At 69.5% G+C, this 26,147-nt stretch carries 30 protein-coding genes and 1 tRNA gene; 9 read left to right on the top strand and 22 right to left on the bottom strand.

Annotated features, from left to right (window positions below; all coding sequences use genetic code 11):
- Nucleotides 1-38: 38 nt before the first annotated feature.
- The 6 genes from ACZ6Z4_RS23250 to ACZ6Z4_RS23225 form a co-directional block, all read right to left on the bottom strand.
- Nucleotides 39-878 carry a Bax inhibitor-1/YccA family protein gene (locus tag ACZ6Z4_RS23250; RefSeq protein WP_465568151.1) on the bottom strand — a complete coding sequence of 280 codons (840 nt, stop codon included), beginning with the start codon at nucleotides 876-878 and terminating at the stop codon, nucleotides 39-41.
- Nucleotides 879-1,122: 244 nt separating this feature from the next.
- A complete protein-coding gene (locus ACZ6Z4_RS23245; protein WP_465568148.1) occupies nucleotides 1,123-1,851 on the bottom strand; it encodes a DUF4118 domain-containing protein in 729 nt (242 codons plus the stop codon).
- Nucleotides 1,852-1,971: 120 nt separating this feature from the next.
- Nucleotides 1,972-2,325, bottom strand: coding sequence for a cupin domain-containing protein (locus ACZ6Z4_RS23240; RefSeq protein ID WP_465568146.1), 354 nt, complete (start codon nucleotides 2,323-2,325; stop codon nucleotides 1,972-1,974).
- A 78-nt stretch (nucleotides 2,326-2,403) separates the two neighbouring features.
- Nucleotides 2,404-3,180 (bottom strand): SDR family oxidoreductase, encoded by a 777-nt coding sequence (locus ACZ6Z4_RS23235; RefSeq protein WP_465568142.1) that lies wholly within the window; start codon nucleotides 3,178-3,180, stop codon nucleotides 2,404-2,406.
- A gap of 78 nt (nucleotides 3,181-3,258) precedes the next feature.
- Nucleotides 3,259-3,819 (bottom strand): dienelactone hydrolase family protein, encoded by a 561-nt coding sequence (locus ACZ6Z4_RS23230; RefSeq protein ID WP_465568139.1) that lies wholly within the window; start codon nucleotides 3,817-3,819, stop codon nucleotides 3,259-3,261.
- A 54-nt stretch (nucleotides 3,820-3,873) separates the two neighbouring features.
- A complete protein-coding gene (locus tag ACZ6Z4_RS23225; RefSeq protein WP_465568135.1) occupies nucleotides 3,874-4,335 on the bottom strand; it encodes an AAA family ATPase in 462 nt (153 codons plus the stop codon).
- A 110-nt stretch (nucleotides 4,336-4,445) separates the two neighbouring features.
- Here ACZ6Z4_RS23225 and ACZ6Z4_RS23220 point away from each other — a divergent pair.
- Nucleotides 4,446-4,528 (top strand) — tRNA-Leu (locus ACZ6Z4_RS23220).
- Nucleotides 4,529-4,758: 230 nt separating this feature from the next.
- Nucleotides 4,759-5,121, top strand: a complete 363-nt coding sequence (locus ACZ6Z4_RS23215; RefSeq protein ID WP_465568128.1) for a hypothetical protein — start codon at nucleotides 4,759-4,761, stop codon at nucleotides 5,119-5,121.
- A 63-nt stretch (nucleotides 5,122-5,184) separates the two neighbouring features.
- Here ACZ6Z4_RS23215 and ACZ6Z4_RS23210 read toward each other — a convergent pair whose 3' ends face one another.
- The 5 genes from ACZ6Z4_RS23210 to ACZ6Z4_RS23190 form a co-directional block, all read right to left on the bottom strand.
- On the bottom strand, nucleotides 5,185-5,643 hold the full coding sequence (locus tag ACZ6Z4_RS23210; protein ID WP_465568114.1) for an SRPBCC family protein: 459 nt from the start codon (nucleotides 5,641-5,643) through the stop codon (nucleotides 5,185-5,187).
- A 49-nt stretch (nucleotides 5,644-5,692) separates the two neighbouring features.
- Nucleotides 5,693-6,355 carry a class I SAM-dependent methyltransferase gene (locus ACZ6Z4_RS23205; protein WP_465568109.1) on the bottom strand — a complete coding sequence of 221 codons (663 nt, stop codon included), beginning with the start codon at nucleotides 6,353-6,355 and terminating at the stop codon, nucleotides 5,693-5,695.
- Nucleotides 6,355-7,077, bottom strand: coding sequence for a DinB family protein (locus tag ACZ6Z4_RS23200; protein WP_465568106.1), 723 nt, complete (start codon nucleotides 7,075-7,077; stop codon nucleotides 6,355-6,357). The genes ACZ6Z4_RS23205 and ACZ6Z4_RS23200 overlap by 1 nt, the downstream gene beginning before the upstream one ends.
- 184 nt (nucleotides 7,078-7,261) lie before the next feature.
- A complete protein-coding gene (locus ACZ6Z4_RS23195; protein ID WP_465568103.1) occupies nucleotides 7,262-7,825 on the bottom strand; it encodes a peptide deformylase in 564 nt (187 codons plus the stop codon).
- Nucleotides 7,822-8,328, bottom strand: coding sequence for a glycine cleavage system transcriptional repressor (locus ACZ6Z4_RS23190; RefSeq protein ID WP_465568100.1), 507 nt, complete (start codon nucleotides 8,326-8,328; stop codon nucleotides 7,822-7,824). Before ACZ6Z4_RS23190 ends, ACZ6Z4_RS23195 begins: the two co-directional genes overlap by 4 nt.
- A 103-nt stretch (nucleotides 8,329-8,431) precedes the next feature.
- Between ACZ6Z4_RS23190 and ACZ6Z4_RS23185 the strand changes: the two genes are divergently transcribed.
- The 3 genes from ACZ6Z4_RS23185 to ACZ6Z4_RS23175 all read left to right on the top strand — a co-directional run bounded on the left by ACZ6Z4_RS23185 (nucleotide 8,432) and on the right by ACZ6Z4_RS23175 (nucleotide 12,669).
- Entirely contained in the window at nucleotides 8,432-9,559 is a 1,128-nt protein-coding gene (locus ACZ6Z4_RS23185; protein ID WP_465568097.1) for a sensor histidine kinase, read from the top strand.
- A gap of 19 nt (nucleotides 9,560-9,578) precedes the next feature.
- Complete coding sequence (locus ACZ6Z4_RS23180; protein ID WP_363665443.1) at nucleotides 9,579-10,244, top strand: response regulator transcription factor; 666 nt, start codon at nucleotides 9,579-9,581, stop codon at nucleotides 10,242-10,244.
- Nucleotides 10,245-10,308: 64 nt separating this feature from the next.
- Nucleotides 10,309-12,669 (top strand): GH92 family glycosyl hydrolase, encoded by a 2,361-nt coding sequence (locus ACZ6Z4_RS23175; protein ID WP_465568093.1) that lies wholly within the window; start codon nucleotides 10,309-10,311, stop codon nucleotides 12,667-12,669.
- Here ACZ6Z4_RS23175 and ACZ6Z4_RS23170 read toward each other — a convergent pair.
- The 3 genes from ACZ6Z4_RS23170 to ACZ6Z4_RS23160 all read right to left on the bottom strand — a co-directional run bounded on the left by ACZ6Z4_RS23170 (nucleotide 12,666) and on the right by ACZ6Z4_RS23160 (nucleotide 15,442).
- Nucleotides 12,666-13,124 (bottom strand): nitroreductase/quinone reductase family protein, encoded by a 459-nt coding sequence (locus ACZ6Z4_RS23170; RefSeq protein WP_465568090.1) that lies wholly within the window; start codon nucleotides 13,122-13,124, stop codon nucleotides 12,666-12,668. The genes ACZ6Z4_RS23175 and ACZ6Z4_RS23170 overlap by 4 nt on opposite strands.
- A 20-nt stretch (nucleotides 13,125-13,144) precedes the next feature.
- Nucleotides 13,145-14,452: an NAD(P)/FAD-dependent oxidoreductase gene (locus ACZ6Z4_RS23165; RefSeq protein WP_465568087.1), complete on the bottom strand. Its 1,308-nt coding sequence runs from the start codon at nucleotides 14,450-14,452 to the stop codon at nucleotides 13,145-13,147.
- Between the two features lie 165 nt (nucleotides 14,453-14,617).
- On the bottom strand, nucleotides 14,618-15,442 hold the full coding sequence (locus tag ACZ6Z4_RS23160; protein WP_465568084.1) for a uracil-DNA glycosylase: 825 nt from the start codon (nucleotides 15,440-15,442) through the stop codon (nucleotides 14,618-14,620).
- 436 nt (nucleotides 15,443-15,878) lie between these two features.
- On the opposite strand from ACZ6Z4_RS23160, the gene ACZ6Z4_RS23155 reads away from it, so the two are divergent.
- Together ACZ6Z4_RS23155 and ACZ6Z4_RS23150 are read left to right on the top strand one after the other, a co-directional pair.
- Complete coding sequence (locus tag ACZ6Z4_RS23155; RefSeq protein WP_465568081.1) at nucleotides 15,879-16,556, top strand: hypothetical protein; 678 nt, start codon at nucleotides 15,879-15,881, stop codon at nucleotides 16,554-16,556.
- A 125-nt stretch (nucleotides 16,557-16,681) separates the two neighbouring features.
- The gene (locus ACZ6Z4_RS23150; RefSeq protein ID WP_465568079.1) at nucleotides 16,682-17,842 is read left to right on the top strand and encodes a VOC family protein; all 1,161 of its coding nucleotides are present in this window, start codon (nucleotides 16,682-16,684) and stop codon (nucleotides 17,840-17,842) included.
- Nucleotide 17,843: 1 nt separating this feature from the next.
- Here ACZ6Z4_RS23150 and ACZ6Z4_RS23145 read toward each other — a convergent pair whose 3' ends face one another.
- Together ACZ6Z4_RS23145 and ACZ6Z4_RS23140 are read right to left on the bottom strand one after the other, a co-directional pair.
- The gene (locus tag ACZ6Z4_RS23145) at nucleotides 17,844-18,395 is read right to left on the bottom strand and encodes a hypothetical protein (RefSeq protein WP_465568077.1); all 552 of its coding nucleotides are present in this window, start codon (nucleotides 18,393-18,395) and stop codon (nucleotides 17,844-17,846) included.
- 4 nt (nucleotides 18,396-18,399) lie between these two features.
- On the bottom strand, nucleotides 18,400-19,833 hold the full coding sequence (locus ACZ6Z4_RS23140; RefSeq protein WP_465568075.1) for an MFS transporter: 1,434 nt from the start codon (nucleotides 19,831-19,833) through the stop codon (nucleotides 18,400-18,402).
- Nucleotides 19,834-19,887: 54 nt separating this feature from the next.
- On the opposite strand from ACZ6Z4_RS23140, the gene ACZ6Z4_RS23135 reads away from it, so the two are divergent.
- A complete protein-coding gene (locus ACZ6Z4_RS23135; protein ID WP_465568072.1) occupies nucleotides 19,888-20,457 on the top strand; it encodes a TetR/AcrR family transcriptional regulator in 570 nt (189 codons plus the stop codon).
- A gap of 4 nt (nucleotides 20,458-20,461) precedes the next feature.
- On the opposite strand, the gene ACZ6Z4_RS23130 is transcribed toward ACZ6Z4_RS23135, so the two are convergent.
- Nucleotides 20,462-20,737 (bottom strand): DUF167 domain-containing protein, encoded by a 276-nt coding sequence (locus ACZ6Z4_RS23130; RefSeq protein WP_465568069.1) that lies wholly within the window; start codon nucleotides 20,735-20,737, stop codon nucleotides 20,462-20,464.
- Nucleotides 20,738-20,799: 62 nt separating this feature from the next.
- On the opposite strand from ACZ6Z4_RS23130, the gene ACZ6Z4_RS23125 reads away from it, so the two are divergent.
- A complete protein-coding gene (locus ACZ6Z4_RS23125) occupies nucleotides 20,800-21,543 on the top strand; it encodes a class I SAM-dependent methyltransferase (RefSeq protein WP_465568066.1) in 744 nt (247 codons plus the stop codon).
- On the opposite strand, the gene ACZ6Z4_RS23120 is transcribed toward ACZ6Z4_RS23125, so the two are convergent.
- From ACZ6Z4_RS23120 to eno, 5 genes are read right to left on the bottom strand one after another with little or no spacing between them, the layout of a single operon-like run.
- Entirely contained in the window at nucleotides 21,540-22,457 is a 918-nt protein-coding gene (locus ACZ6Z4_RS23120; protein WP_465568063.1) for an NAD(P)-dependent oxidoreductase, read from the bottom strand. The genes ACZ6Z4_RS23125 and ACZ6Z4_RS23120 overlap by 4 nt on opposite strands.
- Nucleotides 22,458-22,461: 4 nt before the next feature.
- A complete protein-coding gene (locus ACZ6Z4_RS23115) occupies nucleotides 22,462-23,472 on the bottom strand; it encodes a Ppx/GppA phosphatase family protein (RefSeq protein ID WP_465568060.1) in 1,011 nt (336 codons plus the stop codon).
- A complete protein-coding gene (locus tag ACZ6Z4_RS23110; RefSeq protein WP_465568058.1) occupies nucleotides 23,465-23,947 on the bottom strand; it encodes a DUF501 domain-containing protein in 483 nt (160 codons plus the stop codon). Before ACZ6Z4_RS23110 ends, ACZ6Z4_RS23115 begins: the two co-directional genes overlap by 8 nt.
- Entirely contained in the window at nucleotides 23,944-24,546 is a 603-nt protein-coding gene (locus ACZ6Z4_RS23105; RefSeq protein ID WP_363665459.1) for an FtsB family cell division protein, read from the bottom strand. The genes ACZ6Z4_RS23110 and ACZ6Z4_RS23105 overlap by 4 nt, the downstream gene beginning before the upstream one ends.
- 4 nt (nucleotides 24,547-24,550) lie before the next feature.
- The gene (eno, locus tag ACZ6Z4_RS23100) at nucleotides 24,551-25,831 is read right to left on the bottom strand and encodes a phosphopyruvate hydratase (RefSeq protein WP_363665460.1); all 1,281 of its coding nucleotides are present in this window, start codon (nucleotides 25,829-25,831) and stop codon (nucleotides 24,551-24,553) included.
- Nucleotides 25,832-26,147 lie beyond the last annotated feature (316 nt).

The following is a 26,147-nucleotide window of genomic DNA, read 5'->3' as shown; positions in this document are numbered from 1 at the left end:
TCTCCAGGTGGAGACCGGCCCTGTCGTCAGATCGTGCGTCAGTTGTCTCCGCGCAGGATCGCGAGGATGCGCAGCAGGTTCCAGTACAGCCAGACCAGGGTGACGGTCAGGCCGAACGCGGCCCGCCAGGCCTCGTTCTGCGGGGCGCCGTGCTTGACGCCCTGCTCGATCATGTCGAAGTCCAGGATCAGGTTGAACACCGCCAGGCCGGCGCCGAGCGCGGCGAACAGCAGGCCCATCGGGCCGAAGCCGCCGATCCCGGAGTTGAAGCCGAACAGGCTGGCGACGAAGTTGATCAGGATCACTCCGGCGAAGCCCATCGTCGCGATGATCACCATCTTGGTGAACCGCGGCGTGACCTTGATCGCGAAGTACTTGTACGTCGCCAGTGTCATCCCGGCGGTGACCATGGTCGCCAGCACCGCCTGCACGACGACGCCGGAGTCACCGACCCAGTTCGCGATGAACTTGCTGCCGATGCCCAGGAAGACACCCTCGGCGGCGGCGTACAGCATCACCAGCACCGGGTTGATTTTGCGCGAGAACGACAGCACCATCGCCAGGGCGAACGCGACCAGCGCGCCACCGAGGAAGGCCGGCGTGACCAGCGAGGTCGGGATCTTCCACCAGGCGACCGCGGCGGCCGCGACGACGACACCGAGCGTGATCGCGGTCTTCACGATCACGTCGTCCAGCGTCATCGGCCGGCTGTCGGCACCGGAGTACTGCTGCTGCGGGGGCATCCCCTGCCCGCCGTAGCCCTGGCCCGGCTGGCCGTAGGGACCCGGCTGACCGTACGGAGCGGCCCCGGGGTAAGCCTGGCCCTGGCCAGGCGCGAACGCACTCGACCGGTTCAGAACCGGGTTACTGCTCTGCATGACGTCCTCCTGATGACCCACTGTGGGTCGTACCGGAATAGTACGGTCCCACCCTTAACAACTGCTGAGGAAGAACCCACTGTTCCCCAACCGAAATCGCAGCGGGGAAAGCGGTTGCAAACCCCAACAGATCGGCGCCCGATGTATTCCCGCACGCGGCGCGGCGCCGTACTCGTATGGGCGAGTACGACGCCGGCTTCCGTGGCCACCCAGGAGACGTACTTCCCGCAGGCCAGTCCTGGGGTCAGCCGCTCGGCTGCTGCTCGGCCGGCGTGGAGAGGGCCGCGCCGACCTGGTCGGCGAGGGCCACCGCGACCAGGCGCTGCTCGAGGTCCGGGCGGGTCACCCTGGTCGCGGCGGTGAGCAGGAAGCGGCCGCGGGTGCGCCCGGCGTGCTGCACCGGCAGCTCGATCTCGGCGTTCGTGGGCAGGCCGTCGCGCTCGACCTTCAGCTCGTGCGACCCGCGGGTGACCGAGCCGTCGTGGTTCAGCAGCGGCCCGCGGCAGCGGAACTCACCGGGGACGAAGCGGCACCCGTCGATCCGCAGTACGACGATCAGCTGCGCGCCGACCTGGTCGATCAGCTCGGCCGTCGACGAACCGGAGGCGACCGCGCCCGACGTCGTCAGGACGCCGTCCAGGTAGCCCTTCTGCCGGCTCGCCCGGGCTTGTTGCCGACGGCCCCAGATCGCGAGCTGGGTGACCAGGAGACCGATCAGCACCAGCAGGAAGGTCATCTCCAGGTCGTCGCGCCGGTCGATCGTCAGCCGGTAGTACGGCGGCGCCAGCAGCAGGTCGAACCAGACCGCGCTCGACAGCGCGGCGACGATCCCCGCCGACCGCAGCCCGGCCGCGGCCACGGCGACGATCACCAGCACCAGCAGCAGCGCGGCGTTCGCGTTGGCGAAGCCGTCCCGGAAGGGGATCAGCGCCGCGCAGACGACGAGCGGGCCGGCGAAAGCCGCTGTCAGCACCCGTGCCCGGTAAGTTCCCACGACTCCATTGACGCGCGCCGACCGCCGCCGATCAACGCTTCTCACCGGACTCTGACAACAATTCGCCTGGCAGTCGGCCGTTCGTCGTACGCCGAACGGCTACTCGAGCCACTCCGTCTCGAACGACGAGTTCGCGTGGATGTGGACGGCCTCGTAGCCGCCCGGTCCGGTCTTGAACTTGTGCGGCGTGTCGGCCGGCACCACCAGGATCTGGCCGGCCCGCCCGACCACCTCGGTGGTGTCGACGGTGAAGGTCGCCGAGCCACGCCGGATGATGAAGGTCTCCGGGTACGGGTGCTTGTGCAGCCGCGGCCCGACGCCTTCCTGCGTGGTCGCCTCGAGGATGATCGAGATCCCGGCGGCGCCCGGCAGCTCCTCGTAGTTCTCGGTCCAGTCCTCGCCGTCGTCGCGCCCGTCGGCGCGGTTGACGACGAGCTCGCTCACGTCGGTCATCGGTTGACCCCCTCCTGGTGGCGTTCTGGGCACGCTACTGCGCGGGCGGACCTCCCGTGGAGCTTTTCGACCAGACCTTCACTGTGCGAGCCGCGCGGCGACGAAGTCCTCCCAGGTCCGCCCGGTGCCCTGCCCCGGGGACAGGTTCGCACCGGCCCGGTGCGCCGCGGCCGCCTTGCCCGGGGTGTGCATCGGCATCGTCAGCCGCCGCTTGCCGGCCGCCCGCAGGTAGACCTTGACCATCTCCTTGAACGTGTAGGTCCGCGGCCCGGCGATGTCCGCGACCTGCCCCTGCGGCGCCGCCAGCGCGAGCTCGACCATCCGCTCGGCGACGGCGCCGGAGTCGACCGGCTGGATCCTGAACCCGCTCGGAGCCGGTACGACGGGCAGCTTGGCCAACTGCTCGGCCGCGGTGAAGGTCAGCTCGTGGAACTGGGTCGCCCGCAGGTTCGTCCACGGGATGCCGGACCGCTCGATCAGCACCTCGGCGGCGCGCTTGCGCTCGAAGTACCCGAACATCTTGCGGTCCAGGCCACTGACGACCGGGACCGTGTCCGCGCCGACGACGGAGATGTTGACGATGTGCCGCACGCCGGCCGGAACCGCCGCCGCGACCAGGTGCTCGGCCTTGACGTCGTCACCCGTCGCGGAACCCGCGCAGTGCACGATCGTCTCGATCCCGTGCACGGCCTTCTCGACGCCCGCACCGGTCTCGAGGTCGCCGACCACGACCTGCACCCCGTCGTACGGCGCCTTGTCGCTGCGGCTCAGCACCCGGACCTCGCGGCCCGCGTCGAGCAGCCCGCGGACGACCTTGCGGCCCAGCGTTCCCGTTCCACCAGTCACCAGAATCATCGTCGGCATCCTTCGTCGTCGTTCCCCCGGGTTTTCCGGGGTCTCATCGGTGCGACGGATGCCGAACGGAGATTGTGACTAGCGCTTGGCGAGAAACTCCAGGACCCGCTCGGTGGCCAGCGTCGCGGCCTTCTCGTCGTACGACGGCAGCGAGCTGTCGGCGAACAGGTGCTGGTCGCCGTCGTACAGGAAGAGCTCGGCGCCCTCGGCGACCAGGCCCTTCGCCGCCTCGGCGTCCTCGAGGTAGAACTCGTCCCTTTCGTTGGCGTGCACCTGAACGGGAAGGCCTCGCGGCCAGGTCCCGAACTCCGCCACGGGCAACGCCGAGTCGAAGAACACCGCGCCCTTCGCACCGGGGCGGGTCTGCGCGAGCCGCTGGGCCGGGACGACGCCGAGCGAGAACCCGGCGTACACGAGCTCGGCCGGCAGCTTCTCCGCTTCGCGCGCGCCGCGCTCGGCGATCTCCCCGAACCCGACGCTGCGCACGTACTCCATTCCTTCGGGCAGGCTGCCGAACGTCCTGCCCTCGAACAGGTCCGGCGTGTGCACCGTGTGCCCCGCGGCCCTGAGGATGTCCGCGAACGCCCGCACCCCGTCCGTCAGCCCCACCACATGATGAAACAGCAGCACCTCGGCCATGACCGTCCCTTCCGGTTTATGATCCATCACCATAGAACGATCCATGGATTTGGATCAATAGGCGAGTGCTTCCAGCTCGTCCACCACCACGTCCAGCGGCCCAGAGGTGTCGATCTCGAGATCGGCCGAAGCCCTGAGCAGCGGCTCGACCGTGGCCAGGTGCTCCAGCACCAGCGCTCGCTCGCCGGGTGACTTCCCGTACGGGTTGTCGCTGCGCTCGCCGATCCGCCGCAGCATCACCTCAGCCGACGCACTCAACAACACCACCCGCTCGAACCGCGGGTAGAACACCCCCTGATTGCTCTTGCACCCGGCAACGAACAGATCGTCGTACCGCGCCAGCAGTTCGTCCATGGCGTCAGCCCGCCACACCCAGTCCTCGTTCCCCTGCTCGTCGACGACCCACTCACACCACTCGTCGGCGTCGGTGTCCACCGCGCGATGCCCACGGGCCCGCAGCGCCCGCAGTACGGTCGACTTCCCCGTCCCCGACATCCCCGTCAACAGAACCCTCACCGCCGCACCCCACCGACCTCCCGATCAGCCTCAGCCACACCGCCGCTCCAACACCCCGAGCCACCCCAGCCCACCGAACCAGCTTGTATCGTCATTCCCTGCGCACCCCAGCCCGGGTGGCGGAACGGCAGACGCAGCGAGCTTAAACCTCGCAGACCGAAAGGTCGTACGGGTTCGAATCCCGTCCCGGGCACCTGATCTGCGTGGGTTCACGCGTGTGCTCCCACCCACCCTTGGCGGGCGCCGTACCTTTGTGTCCGGCTAGCGCCGGCGGTCTTCGGGCCGGGAAGTCGGTTGATCCGCGCGGGTGGCGGCCCGAGACTGAGCACCGTGGCCCGTCGAAAGCACCCCGTCTACCGGTTCTCAGGCGCACCGTCGTGGGATCCGTCCGCCCTTCGCACCGTGCTGTCGAACGCACGGTCCGTGCGGCTGTCGCTGGGCGGATTCCTCATCTCCGCGGTGGATCCGGACGACGACGTCCTCGACGCGGCGACCGCGAAGTACGTTGGTGTTCTGCGTGACGACGACGGCCCGCTCGTCGACGAACCCCACGCGGTCGCGGATCTCGTCGAGGCACTCACGGTCACCCAGGTCACCGACGAGCTCTGCATGTGCGCCGGCGACGCCACCGCCGAGTTCTTCGACGTCGACCGCACGCTGATTGCCGTTGTCCGGATCGACTTCCCGGCCCAGATCGAGTGGCCACACTGGCCCGGCAAGGCAGAGGTCGCCGACCCGGAGCACCTGCGCCGATGGTTCTCGACGCACTACAGGCGCCCGCAGTGATCGCTTCGCCCACGCCCAGACCGCGATCTGCGGTCTCGGACCCGGCAGGTTCGCGGCGCTCGGTCAGTCGTCGAACGATGCCTTCAACGCGTCGATTGTGACAGTCCGCTCCTTCACCGCGAGCCGCCGCAGCACCGGCTTCGCCAGCCCCCACACGCCGTACGCCATCAGCTTGGCCTGGTGCCGCACCACCGTTTGATCGGCGCCCGAAGCCTCCAACCGATACCCCGGCCAGCCCTCGAACTTCAGCTTGCCCGCCTTCGACTTCTCCCACCAGTGGAAGACGATCGTGTGCGGCGCGATCAGCTCGGTGATCTCCCCCGGCATGTCCCCCTGGCTCGTCTCATCGACGAACGTCGTGCCGACAGCAGCCGGACCAGGCGATGTCTGCCGCGTACGCCGCAGCATGCTCCCGGTGCCGGCCAGCCACGTGTTGTGCCCCTCGATGTCCGCGAGCCGCGCGAACACCTCGTCGATCGGTGCCCCGACCGTCCGCTCGAGCTCGAACTCGATGGGCTTCATCCCCTCAGCATCGTCCTCTGGCTGATCGACCACAAGACGCAGCCGGCGGTCAGCGTTTCTCGGCGCGAAGCGCCAGGATCCAAGGCACCGGATCACTCCGGGGCTCGATCGCACGGGTGATCGTCAGCCCTGCCTGGGCGAACGCATTGAGCAGATCCGCGAGTGGAACATGCCGCATGCCGAGCCTCTGGCGGATGCCGTTCTCGCCCCACCACGGCGCGGCGGCGTGCCAGCCCGAGATCCGGTACGTCGGGTGAACGATGCGCCCGTCGTCGGCGCGGGTCTCCGTGTGCGGGCCGTTGAAGCACGGGTGTGCGCCGTAGAACACCAGTACGCCGTCCGGCCGCAGGACCCGCGCCGCCTCCAGAACGACCGCCGCGAAGTCGTCGACGTCCGTGGAGATCCACAGCATCGCGACCGCCGAGAAGACCCCATCGGCGAACGGCAGAGCGGCCGCGTCGGCGCGGGTCAGCAGCTCACCGTCAGCGACGCGTCGCCGCGCAAGGCGCAGCTGGTCGGCGGAGTACTCGACGCCGACGACCGTACGACCGGTGCTGCGCAGCGTGTCCAGGTTCTGGCCGGTTCCGCAGCCCAGGTCGAGGCACAGGCCCGTCCCAGGACCCAGCAGATCCAGCAACGGCTCGCGGTTGTTGTCCGCCGCGACGGCGTTGTGCTCGTCGTACCAGTCGGCGAGGCCGTCGTACCGGGCCATCAACTCAGCAGGGTGTCGAGGTCGCGGACGGCGTAGCGGTGGTGTTCCCACTCCTCTTCGAGGATCACGTAAAGGCAGGAGAGCACGGTCTCCGGGTACTGCGGGGCGTGCGGGTTCTTCCGCGGAGCCTGCAACATCTCGGGCGTCACCTGAGCGATGTACTCGCGGACCATCGTCTGGTGCTCGGCGCGAGCCTTCAGCACGTCCTCGTACGGCGGGGTGCCGTCAACGAAGAGCGACGAGTCACGATTCGAGTCGGTCCCCGCGTCCGCGAGCCCGAGCGGGTGGTACGGCTGCTCCTGCTCGAGGATCCCGCGGCCGAACCAGGTGTTGGTCGCCAACACCAAGTGTCGCAGGGTCTGCGCGAACGACCACTCGCCGTCGACCGACTCGTCGACCTTCTCAGCCGGAGCACGCTCGACCGTCTGAGCCCAGGTCGATTCGAGCACCGCCCAGGCCTCACACAGCCCCGCGGGATCCCCCGCCCGCCGCAGCTCGCGCCCGGGGAAGCGGCGGTTGAGCTCGCTCTCGACGTAGGGCGCGACGTCCACACCGTTGACCCGCAACGTGCTCAACCACGGCGCGTCGATGTCCCCGGACCCGATCTCGACCCCGCGCATCACCACGCCGGACAGATCGCACTCGACGAACCGGGCCTTCTGCAGATCCACACCGCTGAACCGAGCACCGCGCAGCTCGTCGGACCGATCGAAAGTCGCCATCGCCCCAGCATCGCCGACCGACGAGGTCGTGCGCGACCCCACCTGAGGGTCGCGCACGCGCGGCAGCCGCCCACTGCCGCGGTCTTCGGGTCGGTCAGCAGCCGCGTTTCCAGGAGCTGATCCGGTTGTCGATCCAGTGCGGCAGCACCGCCTCTCCCCCGAACTGAAAGGCAGCTCCTATCGCCTACAGGTAGACCTTCCGCGGATACACCGCGTGCGCCCCCGCCACCCGGTCCAGGAACAGCGCCCCGTTGCAGTGGTCGATCTCGTGCTGGAGGGCCCGCGCTTCGAAGGCGTCCGTCGACAGCGTCACGACATCCGTTGTCCCCGGCAACACCCCCGAGACCGTCACCCGCGTCGCGCGCTTCACGTCGCCGGTGAGATCCGGCACGGACATGCACCCCTCGCGGGCTTTCTCGCGGCGGCTCGACTCGTCGACGACCGCGTTGCAGAGCACGAAGACCCCGTGGCACGTCCGCGTCTTCGGGTGCCCCGTCACGTCCAGCGCGAACATCTGCGCCGCGACCCCGACCTGCGGCGCGGCCAGCCCCACGCACCCGGGCGACACCCGCATCGTCGCCACCAAGTCAGCGGCCAAGGCCAGCATCACCGGATCCAGCGGGTCGACGACAGCACCCTCCAGCGCCAGCACCGGATGCGGCGCCCGGACGACCTCCAGCACATCCCCCGCCAGCCCGAGCTGCGCGGGCGACCACGCGGCGAGCGTCCGGTTCAGGTGTCCGATCACAGGTCGTCGCTCTCGGCGGGATGCAGCGTGACGCCGACGCCGAGCTCCTCGGCCGTGATCTCCAGGGCGCGCTGCAGCATCGGGAGCTCCGCGGCCGGCGGGATCTCGACCTCCGCGGTCAGCACGTACAGCTCCCCGCTCAGCCGCGTCGTCAGGTCCGTGACCGTCCCGCCGACCGACGCGACCATCCGTGTCACCGCCGACACGATCCCGGGCCGGTCCGCACCGTGCACGCTCAGCAGGTACGGCGCCCCGAGCGGCGCGTGCGCGGTCTCCGGGCCCATCTCGCGCACCGTGATCACCAGCTCGCCGCGCAGCGGTTCGAGCGCCTCCTTGACCGGCGCGAACGGCCCGCTGCAGACGATCATCATCGCGAAGTGCCCGCGCAGCAGCGTCATCGTGGAGTCCTCGAGGTTCACCCCGACCTGGGCGAGCGCCTCGGTGACGTCGGCGATGATGCCCGGACGGTCGGGCCCGATCACGGTGACAGCCAGCTGAGTCATGGACGCACCGTACCCAACCGAAAGTCTCGACCTGCCCCGACTTCGGTATCCGGACCGCCGCTTCACCCCGTACGGCGGCCGCCGGCTCGCTATCGTCGGATCCGTGGACCAGTCGCTGAGTCGCAAGCGCAGTGCCCGCGACTGGTTCGTCGACTCGGTCGTCTTCCTGGTCGCGCTGCTGATCGGCGTCGTCCTGTACGACGAGAACTCGACCGACGACATCCCGCGCTGGCTGTTCCTGGCCGACTTCGTCAGCGGTATCGCGCTATGCCTGCTGCTGTGGTTCCGGCGGCGCTGGCCGATCCAGCTGGCGCTGCTGTCGACGGCGGTGACGGTGTACTCCGAGACCGGCGGCATCGCCGCGCTGATCCTCGCGATGACCGTGGCGGTGTACTTCCCGCTCCGGATCACGCTGCTGGTCGGCGCGGCGAACGTCGTCAGCGTCATCCTGTACTCCGTCGTCCGCGAGACCACCGACCCCGACGTCATCGTGTACGCCACCGCGATCCCGCTCTACATCGCGGCGGTCGGCTGGGGCTCCTACATCCGCTCCCGGCGTCAGCTCCTGCAGACGCTGCGCGAACGCGCCGAGCGGGCGGAGAGCGTCGCGCGGCTGGAGGCCGAGCAGGGCCAGCTCCGGGCGCGGGAGGAGATCGCCCGCGAGATGCACGACGTGCTCGGGCACCGGTTGTCGCTGCTCAGCGTGCACGCCGGTGCGCTCGCCTACCGGCCGGACGCGTCGACGGAGGAGATCGCGGGCGCCGCGGAGATCATCCGGTCGAGCGCGCACCAGGCGCTGCAGGACCTGCGCGAGGTGATCGGCGTACTGCGAGCGCCCGTCGGCGAGCTGCCGCAGCCCGCGTTCGGCGACCTGCCGGTCCTGGTCGAGGGAGCGCAGCGGGCCGGCGTACCGGTGGAGCTGGAGCTGGACGCGCCGGGGTCGTTGCCGGAGCACGTCGGGCGTACGGCGTACCGGATCGTCCAGGAGGGGCTGACCAACGCGATGAAGCACGCGCCGGACGAGCCGGTGCTGATCCAGGTGACGGGCGCCCCGGGCAACGGCCTGACGGTTGTCGTGAGCAACCCGGCGCCGCGGCAACGACCCGGCGACCAGGGCCAGGGGCTGAAGGGCCTGCGCGAGCGCGCGGCGCTCGTCGAGGGGCGACTCGAGCACGGCCGCACCCCGGAGGGCGACTTCCGGCTGACCGCCTGGCTACCGTGGCCCCCGTGAACCTGAAGCGAGGACGCAGATGACCATTCGCGTGGTGATCGTCGACGACGACCCGTTGCTGCGGGCCGGGCTCAAGCTGATGCTCGGCGGCGCCCCGGACATCCGGGTGGTCGCCGAGGCCGACGACGGCGCCGGCGTGCAGGCCCTGATCGACCGCGAGTCGCCGGACGTCGTGCTGATGGACATCCGGATGCCCGGGATCGACGGCCTGACCGCGACCGAGTCGGTCCGGTCGCGCGCGGGCGCGCCGGAGGTCGTCATCCTGACCACGTTCGACGCCGACGAGCACGTACTGCGCGCGCTCCGGGCGGGCGCGGCCGGCTTCATCCTGAAGGACACGCCGCCGGCCGAGATCGTCGAGTCGGTCCGCCGGGTCGCGAACGGCCAGCCGGTGCTGTCGCCCGCGGTGACGAAGCGGCTGATCAGCCGGGTCGCGTCCTCGGGCCAGGACCTGCGCAAGAACCGCGCGGCCACCCGGCTGGAGGAGCTCAACGAGCGCGAGCGCGAGATCGCCGTCGCGGTCGGCGAGGGCAAGTCGAACGCCGAGATCAGCGCGACGCTCTACCTGAGCGTCCCGACGGTGAAGACGCACGTCTCCCGGATCCTCACCAAGCTCGACCTGAACAACCGGGTCCAGATCGCGCTGCTGGTGCACGACGCCGGCTTCCTGGACGACAGCCGCTGATCACCCGCGCGTCACCGACCGCGCCTAGCCTGAGGAAGTCCGTCCGCTCCCGGAAGGTTTCCTCATGCGCCGCGTCGTCGCCGCCCTCACGGGTCTGGCTCTGCTCTTGCCCGCACTGCCCGCTCAGGCCCAGCCGCTCGACGGCGCCGCGAGCACCGATCCCGCGGCCGCGGTCGACCCGCTGATCGGGTCGGCGCGGGACGGCAACACCTGGCCGGGCGCGGTCCGCCCGTTCGGGATGATCTCCTGGAGCCCGACCAGCACGCGCGGCGACCAGACCAGCACCGGTGCCGCCAACGGCTACCAGTACGACACCACCCGCGTCCGCGGCTTCAGCCTCACCCACGTCAACGGCGCGGGCTGCAACCCGGGCGCGGCCGGCGACGTACCGATCCTCCCGTACGCCGGTGCGGTCGACTCCTCGCCGACGGCCGACACGAAGGACGCCAAGTACGCGAGCAACTTCAGCCACGCGAACGAGAAGGCGGTCCCCGGCCGCTACACGGTGAAGCTCGACAACGGCGTACAGACCGATCTCGCCGTCACCACCCGCGCGGGCGTCGGCGACTTCACGTTCCCGGCCGACCAGCCCGCGAACCTGCTGTTCCGGACGTCGAACTCGCTGAACGGCAGCGAGGACGCCGAGATCACCATCGACGCCGCGCACCGCAAGGTCACCGGCTCGGTGCTCACCGGCGCCTTCTGCGGCCGTCGCGCGAACGGCGGGGTCAACAACCGCAAGACCTACTACCGGCTCTACTTCAGCGCCTCCTTCGACCAGCCGATCGTTGCCAACGGCACCTGGAAGGACGCGGAGCTGGCGCCGGGCAGCACTCACACCACCGGCGGCGAGGGCTACGCGACCGGCGCGGACCGGGCCGGCAAGGGCTCCGGCGGGTACGTGACGTTCAAGCCCGGCGCCAAGGTCCGGACCCGGATCGGCATCTCGTACGTGAGCCTGGCGGGCGCCGAGCGCAACCTCGCGACCGAGGTCCGGCCGGACGCGACGGTCAACCGGATCGCCGCCGACGGGTACCGGGAGTGGAAGAACGAGCTCCAGGACGTCGAGGTCACCGGCGGCAGCGACGCGCAGCGGACGACGTTCTACACCGCGCTCTACCACGCGTACCTGCAGCCGAACATCTTCAACGACGTCGACGGCCGCTACCTCGGCACCGACCAGGCCATCCACCGGCTGGCACCCGGGCAGAAGGCGCAGTACGGCACCTTCTCCGGCTGGGACCAGTATCGCGCGCACATCCAGCTGCTCGCGCTGCTGAAGCCCGACATCGCCGGTGACTTCGCGCAGTCGATGTACCAGTTCGCCCAGCAGAACAACGGGATCTGGGACCGCTGGTTGCACAACAACGGCGCCACCCACGTGATGACCGGCGACCCGGCCGCGCCGACGCTCGCGACCTTCGCGGCGATGGGTGTCCGGAACTTCGATGCCTCTGGCGCCTATCAGTCGCTCTTGCACCAGGCAACCGTTCAGAACGCCGAGGCAACGAACGACGGCGGTTGCCCCGGACAATGCACCGGGCAACGACCGGCGCTGGACACCTACCTGGCCAAGCACTACGCGCCGCAGGACGCCTGCCACTGCTGGGGCGGCGCCGCCGAGACGCTGGAGAACTCGCTCGCAGACTTCTCGCTCGGTCAGTGGGCATCCCGCCTCGGTCAGGACGCGACGGACCTGAACGATCGCGGCACCTGGTGGAAGAACACCTTCGACCCGGCCGTCGGCTACCAGCGCGCCCGGCTCTCCGACGGCTCGTGGCAGCCCAACTTCACGCCCTCGACCGACGTCGGCTTCGCGCAGGGCTCCAGTGCGACGTACACGTGGATGGTCCCGCAGGACGTCTCCGGCCTCGCCGAGGCGATGAATGGCCAGGCGGTCCCGCGGCTGGACGCGTTCTTCCACGACGCCGCCGGCAACTGGGCGGTCAAGGGCGGCAGCGCGCTGCGCTACGACCCGACCAACGAGCCCGGCCTGCACGCGCCGTGGCTCTACAACGGGCTCGGCGTCGCCTGGAAGACGCAGGCGACCACCCGCGAGATCGTCGACACCGTGTACGGCGTCGGCCCGTCCGGCCTGCCGGGCAACGACGACCTCGGGACGCTGTCGGCCTGGTACGTGTTCGCGGCGATCGGTCTGTTCCCGCAGACACCGGGCCGGGCCGAGCTGCTGGTCGGGAGCCCGCTGTTCCCGAAGGTCGCGATCAAGCGCAGCAACGGCGTACGGCTGACTGTGACGGCGCCGCGGACGTCGGACACCAACCAGTACGTCGAGTCGCTGTCCCTCAACGGACACGAGCGCACCGAGTCCTGGCTGCCGGAGTCGTTCGTCACCCAGGGCGGGCGGATCGACGTCCGGATGGGAGCGGCGCCCACGAGCTGGGGAACCGCTCCGATCGACCGCTAAGGTTCGCGCGGTTCCAGTACGACGACCGCGGTCGGCCGCGACCGGCGGGCGGCGAACAGGTCGAGATTGGCGTCGATCTCGGCCCAGCGGGCCCACAACCGGGCCCGCTCGTCGCCGGCCGCGGCCCGGCCGCGCACCGCGCGCTTGCCGCCCCGGAGCTCGACCTCGGCGTCCGGTGCGGCGAGCAGGTTCAGCCACCAGGCCGGCTCGGGATCGCCCCAGCCGTTCATCGCCAGGGTGACCAGGTTCGCGCCGTCCTCGAAGTACCCGAGAATCACGCTGCGCGGCTGACCGGACCGGCGCCCGGTCACGGTCAGCCGCATCAGGCCGTACCGCCCGGGCTTCGGCCGGGACAGGCCCATCCGGCCGCCGCTCGCGCGGAAGATGCCGCGGTGGACCGTCCAGGCCGACCGGATGAACCAGCGCGGTGGAAGCCGCGCCTTCCCTTCACTCATGGTCCCCCCACGGGTGTTGGCTAGCTACTGGTCGCGCGCCGGAACTCCTCGTTCGGCATCTGCAGACTGCCGAGGCTGGTCACCTCGCGCCGGAAGAACAGCGCGAGCGTCCAGTCCAGGATGACACGGGCCTTGCGGTTGAAGGTGGGGACGCGGGACACGTGGTAGGTCCGGTGCAGGAACCAGGCCGGCCAGCCCTTCACCTTCACGCCGTACAGCTGCGCGACACCCTTGTGCAGGCCGAGGCTCGCGACCGAGCCGACGTACTTGTGCTTGTAGTCCTGCGGCTCCTGGCCGTCGACGACGCGCAGGATGTTCGCCGCGAGGCGGTGCGCCTGCCGGACGGCGTGCTGCGCGTTCGGCGCGCAGTACGCGCCGGTCTCCGACGTCAGGTCCGGTACGGCGGCGTTGTCGCCGGCCGACCAGGCGTCGTCCAGGCCCTCGATGCGCAGGTCCGCGCGGCACCTCACGCGGCCCTTCTCGTCGAGCGGCAGATCGGTCCTGGTCAGCGCCGGGTTGGCCTTCACGCCCGCGGTCCAGACGATCGTGTCGGCGTCGAACTCGTCGCCGTCGCTGAGGATCACGTGACCCTTCTCGCAGGACTCCAGCCGGGTCTCCAGCTTGATGTCCATGTCGCGCTTGCGCAGCTCGTCGACCGTGTACTTGCCGAGCTCCGGCCCGACCTCGGGCAGGATCCGGTTGGTCGCCTCGACCAGCACCCAGCGCATGTCACCGGGCTCGATGTTGTCGTAGTACCGGGTGGCGTAGCGGGCCATGTCCTCGAGCTCGGCGAACGCCTCGATCCCGGCGTACCCGCCGCCGACGAAGACGAAGGTCAGCGCCGCCTTGCGCAGCGCCGGGTCGGGCTGGGAGGCCGCGACGTCGAGCCGGTCGAGCACCTTGTTGCGCAGCGCGATCGCCTCTTCGACGTTCTTGAAGCCGGTCGCCTCCTCGGCCAGGCCGGGAATCGGCAGCGTCCGCGCGATCGACCCGAGCGCGACCACGACCTGGTCGTAGGCCAGCTCGTAGTCCGGGCCCTCCTCGGGCATCACCTTCGCGACCTTGTTCGCGTGGTCGATCCCGGTGACGCGGCCGGTGACCACCCGGCAGCCCTTGAGCGTCTTCCGCAGCGGCACCACGACGTGCCGCGGCTCCACCGAGCCGGCCGCGGCCTCGGGCAGGAACGGCTGGTAGGTCATCACCGACCGGGGGTCGACCACGGTCACCCGGATCTTGCCCCGACGGGCGGCCTTGCGCAGGCCGTACGCGGTGTACATCCCGACGTAACCGCCTCCGACGACAAGGATGTGCGGTACCTGGGCTGTCATGCGGCTCACTCTCCCTGAGTGCGAATCCTTCATGTCCCCTTCAGGTTACGCGCTCGTGAAAACTTTCACAAACACTCCCGCGGGTGATCTCGCCCACCGGGATCTCACTCCTGCGAGGGACCTCATGGCCTTAGTGTGCGCCCTGTACTCCGCCTCCGGAGGCGCTCAGAGCCCCGCGAGTTCCTTGGCCCTGACCAGCAGTCCGTCCTGCATCTGCTCGGTGAGCTTCCCGGTGAAGGTGTTCTGCTGACTCGGATGAAAACTCCCCATCACCGTCACCTCCCGCCCGCCGACCGCCACGACGCACTCAACCCCGTGCCCGAACTTCGCTCGCGGCTTGACCGCCCCCAGATCCCGCAACGCGTTCAACACCACGTCGAACCCGAACTTCCCCAGACACACGATCACCTTCGTGCTCGGCAGCACCAACTCCAACTCCCGCCGAAACCACGGCGAACAGGTGTCGCGTTCCTCAGTCGTCGGCTTGTTGGCCGGCGGCGCACACCGCACCGCGGCAATCATCCGCGTCTCGCGAAGCTGCAGCCCGTCCCCCGCATGCACGCTCGTCGGCTGATTCGCCAACCCCACCCGGTACAACGCGGCGAACAACCAGTCCCCCGACCGATCCCCCGTAAACACCCGCCCCGTCCGGTTCCCCCCATTGGCCGCCGGAGCCAACCCAGCAATCAAAATCCGCGGCTCCACAGCACCCCACCCAGCAATCGGCCGCCCCCAGTACGGCTCCCCCGCAAACGACTTCCGCTTCGTACGGGCCACCCCCTCCCGCCACTCCACCAACCGAGGACAGGCCCCACACACCGAAACCCGAGCCTCCAACTCCCCCAAGCTGTCGGTCCCCGCCAGCTCCACAACCTCCGCCGCATCATGCGCCACCGGCGTACGCCGTACAGCCGGATCCTCCGGCCACCCAGCCCCCGGCGGCACCGGACTCTCGAACAACTCCCCCGTCAGAGGATGCGGAAGCTTCATCTGCTCAGGTTAGGTCCCCAGCGACACAGCAGAGCCCACACACCCGAAGAGCATCAAAGGAAGAAAGGAACAGAACAAAGAAAAAGAAAGATAGGGAACAGTACGCAAAGTCCGCTCCAGCTAAGGCAGTGCCGCGTGCTGAGGTCAGCACCAAGACAGGACTTGCGTTGTCGAAGCTGAGCCAGTCTCAAGCGACCCGAAAGATCCATCCAGAACCCCACCGCGCTCCGGGCCGACACGTCGCAACCCGCACCTTCCTCCACCTCGACGATCGCAAACCCGGAGCCGACTTCAGAGTTGCGCGAGATCAATTTCGAACTGGGCCGGACGAACCTGAACCAGCCGCAGGCCTTTGGATGGCGGCGGCTCGGTGTCGTCCTTGTCTTGGTTTCGTTCCCCACACAGGTCTATCCCCGGCCGTGCGATCCTCGGTGGTATGGCTCCAGACGACGAGAAGCCGCCGACCGTCTCGGACATTGCGATCCGGGCGGCGATCGAACTCTTGCCGTATGGCAAGGAATCGATGATGACGATTTACCAGGGTGTCAGGGATCGCCGCTTGTACCGTGCGAACCAGGCGATGGCCGAGATCGCCGCCCGGGTTCCACAGGAGCAACTTCAAGCACGTCTGCTCGAATCGGAGAGTCTCGACGCGCTGCTCGGGCGCGCGATAGCCGCGGCCGCCGACTCGGCGCTCGAGAGCAAGCGTCGCATGTTGGGAATCGTCATCGCTGAGGCAGTTTTGGATGACGCACTGATCGATGACTCAACCCTCTGGGTTGATGTGCTTGCTCAGGTCGAGCCGATGCATGTCCGGTGCTTAGAGGACATACTCCGGGTGCAGAAGGAAGTTGAGGGCGCCGGGGAGCGGTCGATAGCTGCATCCGGAGCTGAGCGAGAGATCAACCAGAAGATCTTGGATGCCGGACGAAAGTACCCGTCACCGCTGTTGAAGACTCTGGCCAACCTCAGCCTGCTGGATGCTCAAACGTCTTGGGACAGGTCGCTTGACTACGTACACGGGCTGACTCTGTTCGGCGAGGAGTTTCTGCAGCATCTTCGCGCGGCAGGCAACCCCGAGGAGACGACACCCTTTGCGACCCCCGACGCTTGACACCTGCGTGCCGACCGACCGTGCGTCGGTCAACAATGACTGACCAAGTCGACGCTGTGTTGGACGCAAAATTCTCACCCCTCGAAGGAAGGAGATCGTCCGGGAAGGGCTCTACAGTGCCGGGTATGGGTGATACCGGGGTGGACTGGCGGGTTGTTGACGGGGTGATGACGGCGTGGTTCGGGGCGGCGTCTATGGGGGTGGGGGCTGCGTTCGTCGGGCGGGTGGTTGAGCTGGCGGTGGAGGTGGATTTGCGGGCGGCCGGGGTGCGGGTGCGGGTTGGCTCGGGCGGGGACGCCGAGGCGGTTTCGGGGGCTGCGCGGGAGGTTGGGCTGGTTGCGGAGCCTGGGGTGTTGCAGCAGGTGAGTGTTGTGCTGGAGTCTTCGGAGCCGGATGGGGTGCGGCCCTTCTGGGGGCGGGTGCTCGATTACGCGGCGGAGGGTGACGGCGGGTTGGTGGATCCGTTGCGGCGGGATCCTGCGCTGCGGGTTCGGCGGTCGAGCGAGGTGCGGGCGTTGCGGCAGCGGATTCATGTCGACGTGGTGCGGCCGGCGGCGGTGGTCGAGCAGGTGCGGCCTGGGGAGGCGTCTGGGCCGTACGGCGTTTGTCATGCGGACACTGATGGGAACGAGGTCGATCTGGTGCCGGGGGATCCGCTTGGGGAGCCTGGGGCGGATGACTGGCAGGCGGTGTTCAGTGCGATGGTTTGCTATCGGACGACCACGCCGATGCAGCAGCGGGAGTTGGCGGCTGCTGCGGCGACCCTTGCCGACGCGACCGGGTTTCCGTTGATGGTCGATCTGCGGCCGGGGCTGGTGATCATCGACAGCGGGAAGGATCTGTGGGAGAAGGACGCGCACGGTCTCGACCTGGATTTCGGCGAGCTGGCGGCGAGTCTGCAGAAGACTGCTCGTTGGCTCGGTGTCACCGCCGATCCGGAGTTGCCGCGGTTTGTTCAGTTGTTTCTCGATGCGGCTGATGTCGACGCCGTACGGGCGTTCTGGATGGGTGCGCTCGGGTACGTCGGTGATCGGCGGGAGGGACTCAGCGACATCCACGACCCGCGCGGGCTGAACCCGGTGCTGCTGTTCCAGGAGCTCGATGAGTCGGACGCCGAGCGCAGGCGGCAGAGCAATCGGATGTACTTCGAGCTCGCAGTGCCGGCGGACGTCGCAGAGACGCGGCTGGCGGGCATGATCGCTGCCGGCGGCCGGCTGATCGGCCAGGAGGACGGGCGGTGGCGGGTCGCCGATCCTGAGGGCAACGTGCTGGTGATCGTGAGCTGACCTACTTCTGCGGATGGTCCGCGGTGCACCAGACCTCAGCGTCGGCGATGAATGCGGTCGACATCGGCGCCGACCGGTCGACCTTCGGCGCTCCAGGCAAACGCAGGCCGGCGACGGCGATGCTGCCCGACAGGCACGGGATCCACACCGTGGAGAGGATGTTCGGGGTCCCGCCGAGGTCGTAGCGGTCGTTGCGGGTCAGGTAGCGCTCGATCGGGGTGCTGATCTCGACCTGTACGTCGTCAGCGGCAGCGGTGAACCCAGCGGCAAGATCGAGGGTGAACTCGACCGGCGCAGTGGTGTGCTCGGGCGCAGACCACGGAATGCCGTCGCTCACCGAAACGATGTGCCGGTTGAACTCCTCCCCGAGCCACGCACCCAGATCCGGATCCGGGCCGATGATCCGGATCCGATCCCAAGTTCCAAGGACCAGCGCGTGGCCTGCTCCCCGAAGGGACCAGTCCACGCGCCAGACCGAGGCGTACGCCGTGGCGCGGCCTGCTTCGTCGTACAGGGTGATGCAGGGGTTCGCGCCCATCAGCCGGAGGGTCATTGCCCTACCTAACCAGCTCCTCCAGCAGCGGGTCCGGGGCTGCGGGCTGGGCGCGGCGCGCGGCGGGGATGGCCAGGGCCAGGATCACCGCGGCGGCAGCGAAGGCGGCCAGCAGCAGGAACGTGTCGGTGAAGCCGGCCTCCGCGGGGAGACCGTTGGACTGCAGGTGCGCGGTGATGATCGAGCTCGCGATCGCCGTACCGATGGAACCGCCGATGGTGCGGATGTTGGCGTTCATGCCGGTGGCGGCGCCGGTCTGTTCGCGGGGGACGTTCTGGACGATCAGGCTGGTCATCGACGCGTACGCCAGTCCCAGACCAAGGCCGAAGATCGCGGTGGAGACGGCGACCTGCCAGGGCGAGTCGTGGAACTCGGCGAACAGCAGCGACGCGACGAGGCTCAGCGCCGACCCGGAGATGACCTGGGCCTTCACCGAGAAGCGCGGCGCCATCGGGCCGCTGAAGGTGCCGGCCAGGGCCATCGTGACGAGCATCGGGAGCATCAGCAGGCCGGCCTGGGTGACGGTCGAGCCGAAGCCGAAGCCCGCGGCCTTGGGGATCTGCAGGAACTGCGGGACGAACGCGTAGACCGCGAACATCGCGGCCCCGAAGAGCAGCGCCACCAGGTTCGTGGTCCAGACCGCGGGGATGCGCATCATGCGCATGTCGATCAGCGGGTTGCGCGAGCGCAGTTCGACCGTGATCCACGAGGCCATCAGTACGACGGCCGCCGCGAACAGCCCGATGGTCTGGGCGGACGCCCAGCCCCACGAGCGGCCCATGCTCAGCGGGAGCAGCAGCGCGATCAGCCAGCCGGACAGCAGGGCTGCGGCGAGCCAGTCGATCCGGCCGGGGACCTTGTTCGGGGACTCCGGGACGTAGATCCGGACCATCACTGCGGCGAGCGTGACGACGATCAGCGGGATCCAGAACAGCCAGCGCCAGCCCAGGTTCTCGACGATCGGGCCGGCCAGGACGATGCCGAGGCCACCGCCGGCGGCGATCACGGCCGACACGACGCCGACCACGGACGGCACCCGCTCGGCGGGGAACTCGTCGCGGATGATGCCGAACGACAGCGGGAACACCGCGCCGCCGAGGCCCTGCACCACCCGTGCGGCGATCAGTACGCCGATGTTGGGCGCGAGCGCCGCGAGCAGGCAGCCGACCGCGAGCGCGACCAGGCCGATCAGCAGCGTGCGCTCCTTGCCGACCATGTCGCCGATCCGGCCGAGCAGTGGGGTCGCCACCGAGACCGAGAGCAGGAGGGCCGTGAAGACCCAGGTGACCGTGCTCGCCGAGGCGTGCAGGTCGTGTTGCATCACGGGCAGTGCCGGGGTGACCAGCGACTGCAACATCGAGAACGCGGCCACGACGGTCGCGAGGACAGCCAGCGTCAGCCGTGGTGACGTCGTCTTCCGATGGTAAAGTTGAGGCATGCCTCCACTATAGCGGAGGTACCCCTCCGTTTCTAGTCGGTTAAGGTGATCGAGGTGACCCAGACCCCACGCGGCGGACTCGCCGCCGCGGTGAAGCGCCCCCAGCGGGCCGACGCGCGCCGCAACTTCGACGCCCTGCTGACCGCCGCCCGCGACACGTTCGCCGAGCAGGGCACCGACGCCTCGCTGGAGGAGATCGCGCGCCGGGCCGGCGTCGGGATCGGCACGCTGTACCGCAACTTCCCCACCCGCCAGGACCTGTTCGAGGCCGTGTACTTCGGCGAGGTCGAGGAGCTGTGCGCCGCCGCCGACGACGTCGCCGACCTGCCCCCGTGGGAGGCGCTGACCGCCTGGCTCGAGCGCTTCGTCCAGTACGCCGCGACCAAGCGCGCGATCATCGAGGCGCTCAACCGCGACTCCGAGATGTTCACGACCGCGCGCGAGGCGATGTACGCCGCCGGGACGCCGCTGTTCGAGCGCGCGCAGCAGGCGGGCGAGGCGCGGACCGACATCGCGTTTGACGACCTGCTGCGGATGGTCAGCGGGCTGACGGCGGCAGGGTTCGTCGACGACGCGCAGCGCGAGCGGGTGCTGAAGATCGCGCTGGACGGCGTCCACACCTAGGCCTTCAGCCGAGCAGTTCCTCGAGCCTGGCGTCGAGGTCCGGCTCGGATCCCTCGACGTCGACGACCTTGTCGCGACTCGTTGCCCCACGGACCAGCGTCACGGCCGACCGCCGTACGCCGAACGCTTCGGCGACCGCGACCAGGACAGCCTTCGTCGCCTGGCCCTCCACCGCACGAGCGGCGACGGCGACGACCAGCGCGGGACCCGCGGGGCCGTCGTACCGGCCGCCGACCGACGTACGCGACGCGCCCGGGCGGACGCGGAGCAGGAGCCTCATGAGTGAATTCTCGCGGAGAAAGCAGTGGTAGCCGGCGTGGTCCGCGGGGAATGATCGGCGGCGTGGACATCGACGTCGCGCGCAACAGGGTCGCGTGGGAGCAGGCCTCCCAGAAGCACATCCGCGAGTACGACGAACTGCTGGCCGAGGCTTCCCGGCGGGAGTCGCTGAACGCTGACGAGCTGCGGCTGCTCGGGCCGGTGCTGCGGGAGCGGCCGGTGGTCGTGCATCTGCAGAGCGGGCACGGGCTGGACGACGTGGCGCTGGTCGCTGCGGGCGCTAGCCGGGTGGTGGGGGTCGACTACAGCGTCACCGCGGCGACAGCTGCGGGGCGGCGGGCGCGGGAGCTCGGCGTACCGGCGTACTACGTGGTGGGTGAGGTGCCGGGGGTGCCGCTGCGGGCGGGCGTTGCTGACCTCGTCTACACAGGCAAGGGCGCGTTGATCTGGATGCGGGACATCGACGCGTGGGCGCGTGGGGTGGCTGAGTTGCTGAAGCCTGGCGGGCAGTTGTTCGTGTACGAGGGGCATCCGGCGGTGCCGTTGTGGTCGTGGGAGGAGTTCGCGATCCGGGCGGATCGCAGCTACTTCGCCGAGTCGCACGTCAACGACACGTTTCCGGCGAACGGCGCGCGAGAGTGGCAGCGGACGCTCGGGCAGATCGTCACCGCGGTGATTGCGGCCGGGCTCGAGGTGCGGGTGCTGGAGGAGTATCCGGAGCCGTTCTGGAAGCCGAACGGGCAGGACGCGGAGGTGTGGGACGGGCGATTGCCGAACGCGTTCGCGCTGCTGGCGCGGAAGGCCTAGTCCTCTGGGTCGTCCACGGCTCGCCGGCCGACCGCGACGGCGTGATCGTCGCCGTGCAGGGTGACTCCCGCTTGCACTTCCAGCCAGGCCGGGCCGAGGAGTTCGCCGTCGATCGGGCCGAAGTGGTCGAGGGCGGCGCGATGCAGGTCGGCGACTGCGGTTGTGACCGGGTGCGGGAGGCCGTCGGCTGCCTGCTCGACGGCGTTCAGCTCCTCGACGCAGCGGTCGAGCCCGAAGTCGGGAAGGTAGTTGCCCGCGAGCAGTGCGGGGAGATGCCGCTGGGCGAACGCGCTGTCCCCCGCGCTGCCGCTGAGCAGCTCGGCGAAGCGTTCGGGCGACTGACCGTGGCGCTGCGCGAGGAGCAGCGCCTCGGTGGTGAGCGCCGCCTGGCCGAACCAGAGCAGGTTGATCAGGAGCTTGGTGAGGTACCCGCTGCCGTGCGGGCCGGTGTGGTGGATGGTCGTCGCGAAGGTCCGCAGGATGGGCTCGGCGGCAGCGAGTACGTCGGCGGAGCCGCCGGCGTACAGGGTGAGCGTGCCGGAACGCATGCCGTCGACTCCCCCGCCGATCGGGCACTCCAGGTAGGAGATCCCCGTCGCGGCGCGGGCGATGGACTCGCCAAGCTCGGGCGACGCGCTGGTCAGGTCGATCCACAGCGTGCCGGGCTCCAGCCGGGCCAGGAAGCCCTCAGCGACGAGCGCTTCCAGCTCGGGAGCGCCGGGCAGGACGGTGATCAGTACGTCGGCACTCGGCAGCGTCGGGGACCAAACAGCACCGGCCTCTTCAACAGCTGCGCGCCGTTCGGCCCGAATGTCGTTGCCGAGAACATCGTGGCCTGCAGCAACCAGTCGCTGGATGAGCGGGAGGCCGATCCGCCCCACGCCGACGACCGCGACGCGAACTCCCCCGCCCACGCGATCAGCTCCGGCCGAGAGCCAGTGCGACGCCGTCCAGGATGTCGTGCTCGGACACAACCACCTCGTCGCGCGTCAGCGTCAACCGGTCGTACAGACGCTGCAGGATCAACGCACCGGCACCGATCACGTCGACACGCCCCGGATGGATCGCCGGCTCGACCGTGCGCTGAACCCGGGTCGACCCCATCAGCCACGACGTCGTGTCGAGCAGCACCTCTCCCTCGATCCGCGCGTGGTGGATCACCGCAGGGTCGTACTCCGTCAGCTTCAGCGCGACCGCGGCAACCGTCGTCACGGTTCCCGCGACCCCGATCAGCGTCCGCGCCTGATCCAGCGGAACCGTCGTCGAGTCGAGCAGCTCGTCGACGTCCTTCGTCGCGGCCGCCATCTCGGGAATCGTCGACGGATCGGATCCGAGGTGCCGCTCGGTCATCCGCACCGACCCCATGTCGAGCGACTGCGCCGCGATCACCCCGGACGCGTCACCGAGCACGAGCTCGGTCGAGCCGCCGCCGATGTCGGCGACCAGATAGGGCCCCGGTACGTCGAGATCAGCGAGCCCGGCGGTCGCGCCGTGGAAGCTGAGCGCCGCCTCCTCGTCCCCGGAGATGATGTCGGGGGTGACGCCGAAGCGCTGCTCGATCCCGGCGAAGAACTCGTCCCGGTTCCGCACGTCCCGCGCCGCCGACGTCGCGACGAAGCGGATCCGCTCGACGCCGGCCCGGCGTACCAGAGCGGCGTACTCGTCGGAGGCCGCGAACGCCCGCTCCAACGCTTCCGGCGCGAACACGCCGGTCGAGTCGACCCCCTGACCGAGCCGTACGACGGTCATCCGCCGGTCCAGCTCGGTCAGCTTGCCGTCAGCAACATCCGCGATCAGCAGCCGCAGCGAATTGGTGCCGCAGTCAACGGCAGCGACCCGAACGGCGCCCTCGGCAACTGGTGGGAAGTCGGTCGTTGCCGACCGCCCCATCGCCTCGGCCGAGCTCGCCTCACCGGAGAACTCAGACACAGGGACCCCGACGGCCCCAGTCCTCCAGCGCCTTCAACGCCTCGTCCCCCAGCGGATTCACGCCCGGCCCGGCGGCCAAGGAGTGGCCGATCAGCACGTGCAGGCACTTCACGCGCGTCGGCATCCCGCCCGCGGAGATGCCGGCGATCTCCTCGACGTGCTCGATCGACTCGCGGTGCTCCAGGTACGACTCGTGCGCGGTCTTGTACGCCGCCGCCAGCTCCTCATCGGTGCCGAGGCGCTCGGTCATCTCCTTCATCATGCCGCCGGCCTCGAGCGTCCCGATCGCCGACGCCAGCCGCGGGCACGTCACGTAGTACGTCGTCGGGAACGGCGTACCGTCCGGCAGCCGCGGCTCGGTCTCGACCACGTCCGGCAGGCCGCAGGAGCAGCGGTGCGCGATGCTGCGGATGCCACGCGCCTCCCGCCCGAGCTGGGCGCTGACGGCGGCGGTGTCTTCGGGGGTGACGCTCAACGATTGGCCTTCGGGGTGAGGATGGGCTTCGGGGTCGGCTTCACAGCCGGCGGTTTGGGCGGCTCGGCGGGTTTGCCGGCGCCCTCGACGCTGCCCCACAGCTTGGTGTACCAGGTCGGCTTCTGCACATCCGCCTCGGCGTCGGCCGGACCGGTCGGCTCCGGCGGCGCACCGATCGGTTTGCCGTCCGCGCCGATCACCCGGTACCCGACCTCGCCCGGCATCACCCAGCCCAGCCGCTGTCGGGCCTGCGCGCGCACGTACGCGTCGTCGTCCCAGCGGGCGATCTCGTCGTTCAGCTGGTCGACGCGCTTCTCCCGGTCCCGGATCTCCTGCTGCAGCGCGGTGATCTGCTGGTGCTGGTCGAACCAGACCCGCAGGCTCTGCGCGTACGACACGATCAGGGCCCCGAGGACGAGCAGTACGACGGCCGCCCGGCCGGTCAGGTTGCGCGAACCGCGCGTCCTGGGCGGCGGAGGCGGCGCTCCCGTCGTACGGCGTTTGGGCTGGGTGCCGTCCCGCCGGACCGGTGGCCGCGACTGGGTCCGGCTCGACGGACGCGAGCCGGGTCGGGCACCGGTATCCCGGCGGGACGCCATCAGATCAGCCCTGGAACCGCGGGAAGGCCGAGCGGCCGGCGTACCGGGCCGCGTCGTCCAGCTCCTCCTCGATCCGGAGCAGCTGGTTGTACTTCGCGGTCCGGTCCGAGCGCGCCGGGGCGCCGGACTTGATCTGGCCGCAGTTCGTCGCGACCGCCAGGTCGGCGATCGTGGTGTCCTCGGTCTCGCCGGACCGGTGCGACATCATGCAGGTGAACCCGTTGCGGTGCGCCAGGTCGACGGCGTCCAGGGTCTCGCTGAGCGAGCCGATCTGGTTCACCTTGACCAGCAGGCTGTTCGCCGACTTCTCGGTGATACCGCGCTGCAGCCGCTCGACGTTGGTGACGAACAGGTCGTCGCCGACCAACTGGGTCTTGGTGCCGAGCTCGGCCGTGATGGCCTTCCAGCCGTCCCAGTCCTCCTCGTTCAGCGGGTCCTCGATCGACACGATCGGGTACGCCGCCACCAGCTCGGCGTAGTACGCGATCATCTCGTCGGCCGACTTCTTGCCGCCCTCGAAGGCGTACACGCCGTCGGTGTGGAACTCGCTGGCCGCCACGTCCATCGCCAGCGCGATGTCGGTGCCGAGCTTGAGACCGGTCTTTTCGACCGCGACCGCGATCAGGTCGAGGGCCTCGCGGTTGCTACCCAGGTTCGGCGCGAAACCGCCCTCGTCGCCGAGCCCGGTGGACAGGCCGCGCTCCTTCAGGACCGCCTTCAGCGCGTGGTAGACGCCGGCGCCCTGCATCAGCGCCTCGGCGTACGTCGCCGCGCCGATCGGGGCGATCATGAACTCCTGCACGTCGACGTTGCTGTCGGCGTGCGCACCGCCGTTCAGGATGTTCATCATCGGGACCGGCAGCACGTGCGCGTTCGGGCCGCCGACGTAGCGGAACAGCGGCAGGCCGGCCGAGTCGGCGGCGGCCTTCGCGACGGCCAGGCTGACGCCGAGGATGGCGTTCGCGCCCAGCTTCGCCTTGTTCGGGGTGCCGTCCAGGTCGAGCAGGGCCTGGTCGATCAGCCGCTGCTCGTGGACGTCGTAACCCACGATCTCCTTGTCGATGTCCTCGAGAATGGCGGTGACGGCCTTGAGCACGCCCTTACCGCCGTACCGGGCCTTGTCGCCGTCCCGGAGCTCGACGGCCTCGAACTGGCCCGTGGACGCCCCGGACGGCACCGCGGCCCGGGCGACGGTGTCGTCGTCGAGCAGAACCTCGACCTCGACAGTGGGGTTCCCGCGCGAGTCGAGGATCTCGCGCGCGCCGACGGCCTCGATGGTGGCCACATCTACTCCCAAGCTTCAGATGACGGATCACCGCCGAGCCTAACGGTCAGACCAGCTTAGAGGGTGGACCTGTACCACCCCACGCGTGCTACGCAGCCGTCTTCCGTCGCTCCGCTCCTCCAGACGGCAGCTCCGCCCGCTCCCACCCACCCACCGGCTTAGCGCCGGCATGCGGCCTGCTTATCGCAGGCAGTGTCCGGCTGACGCCGGCGAGTGGCGGGCTGGCGCCCGCAGTGCGCGCTACCGCGCGGCGACCACTCGGTGGCTGAGGTGGGCGTGAAAGCAGAGGCGGTCACAACAAAAGACATTCGAACTC

It is taken from the genome of Kribbella sp. NPDC104740, assembly GCF_055583505.1.
The sequence above is the reverse complement of the archived record's forward strand: the minus strand, read 5'-3'. Positions and strand labels throughout refer to the sequence as shown.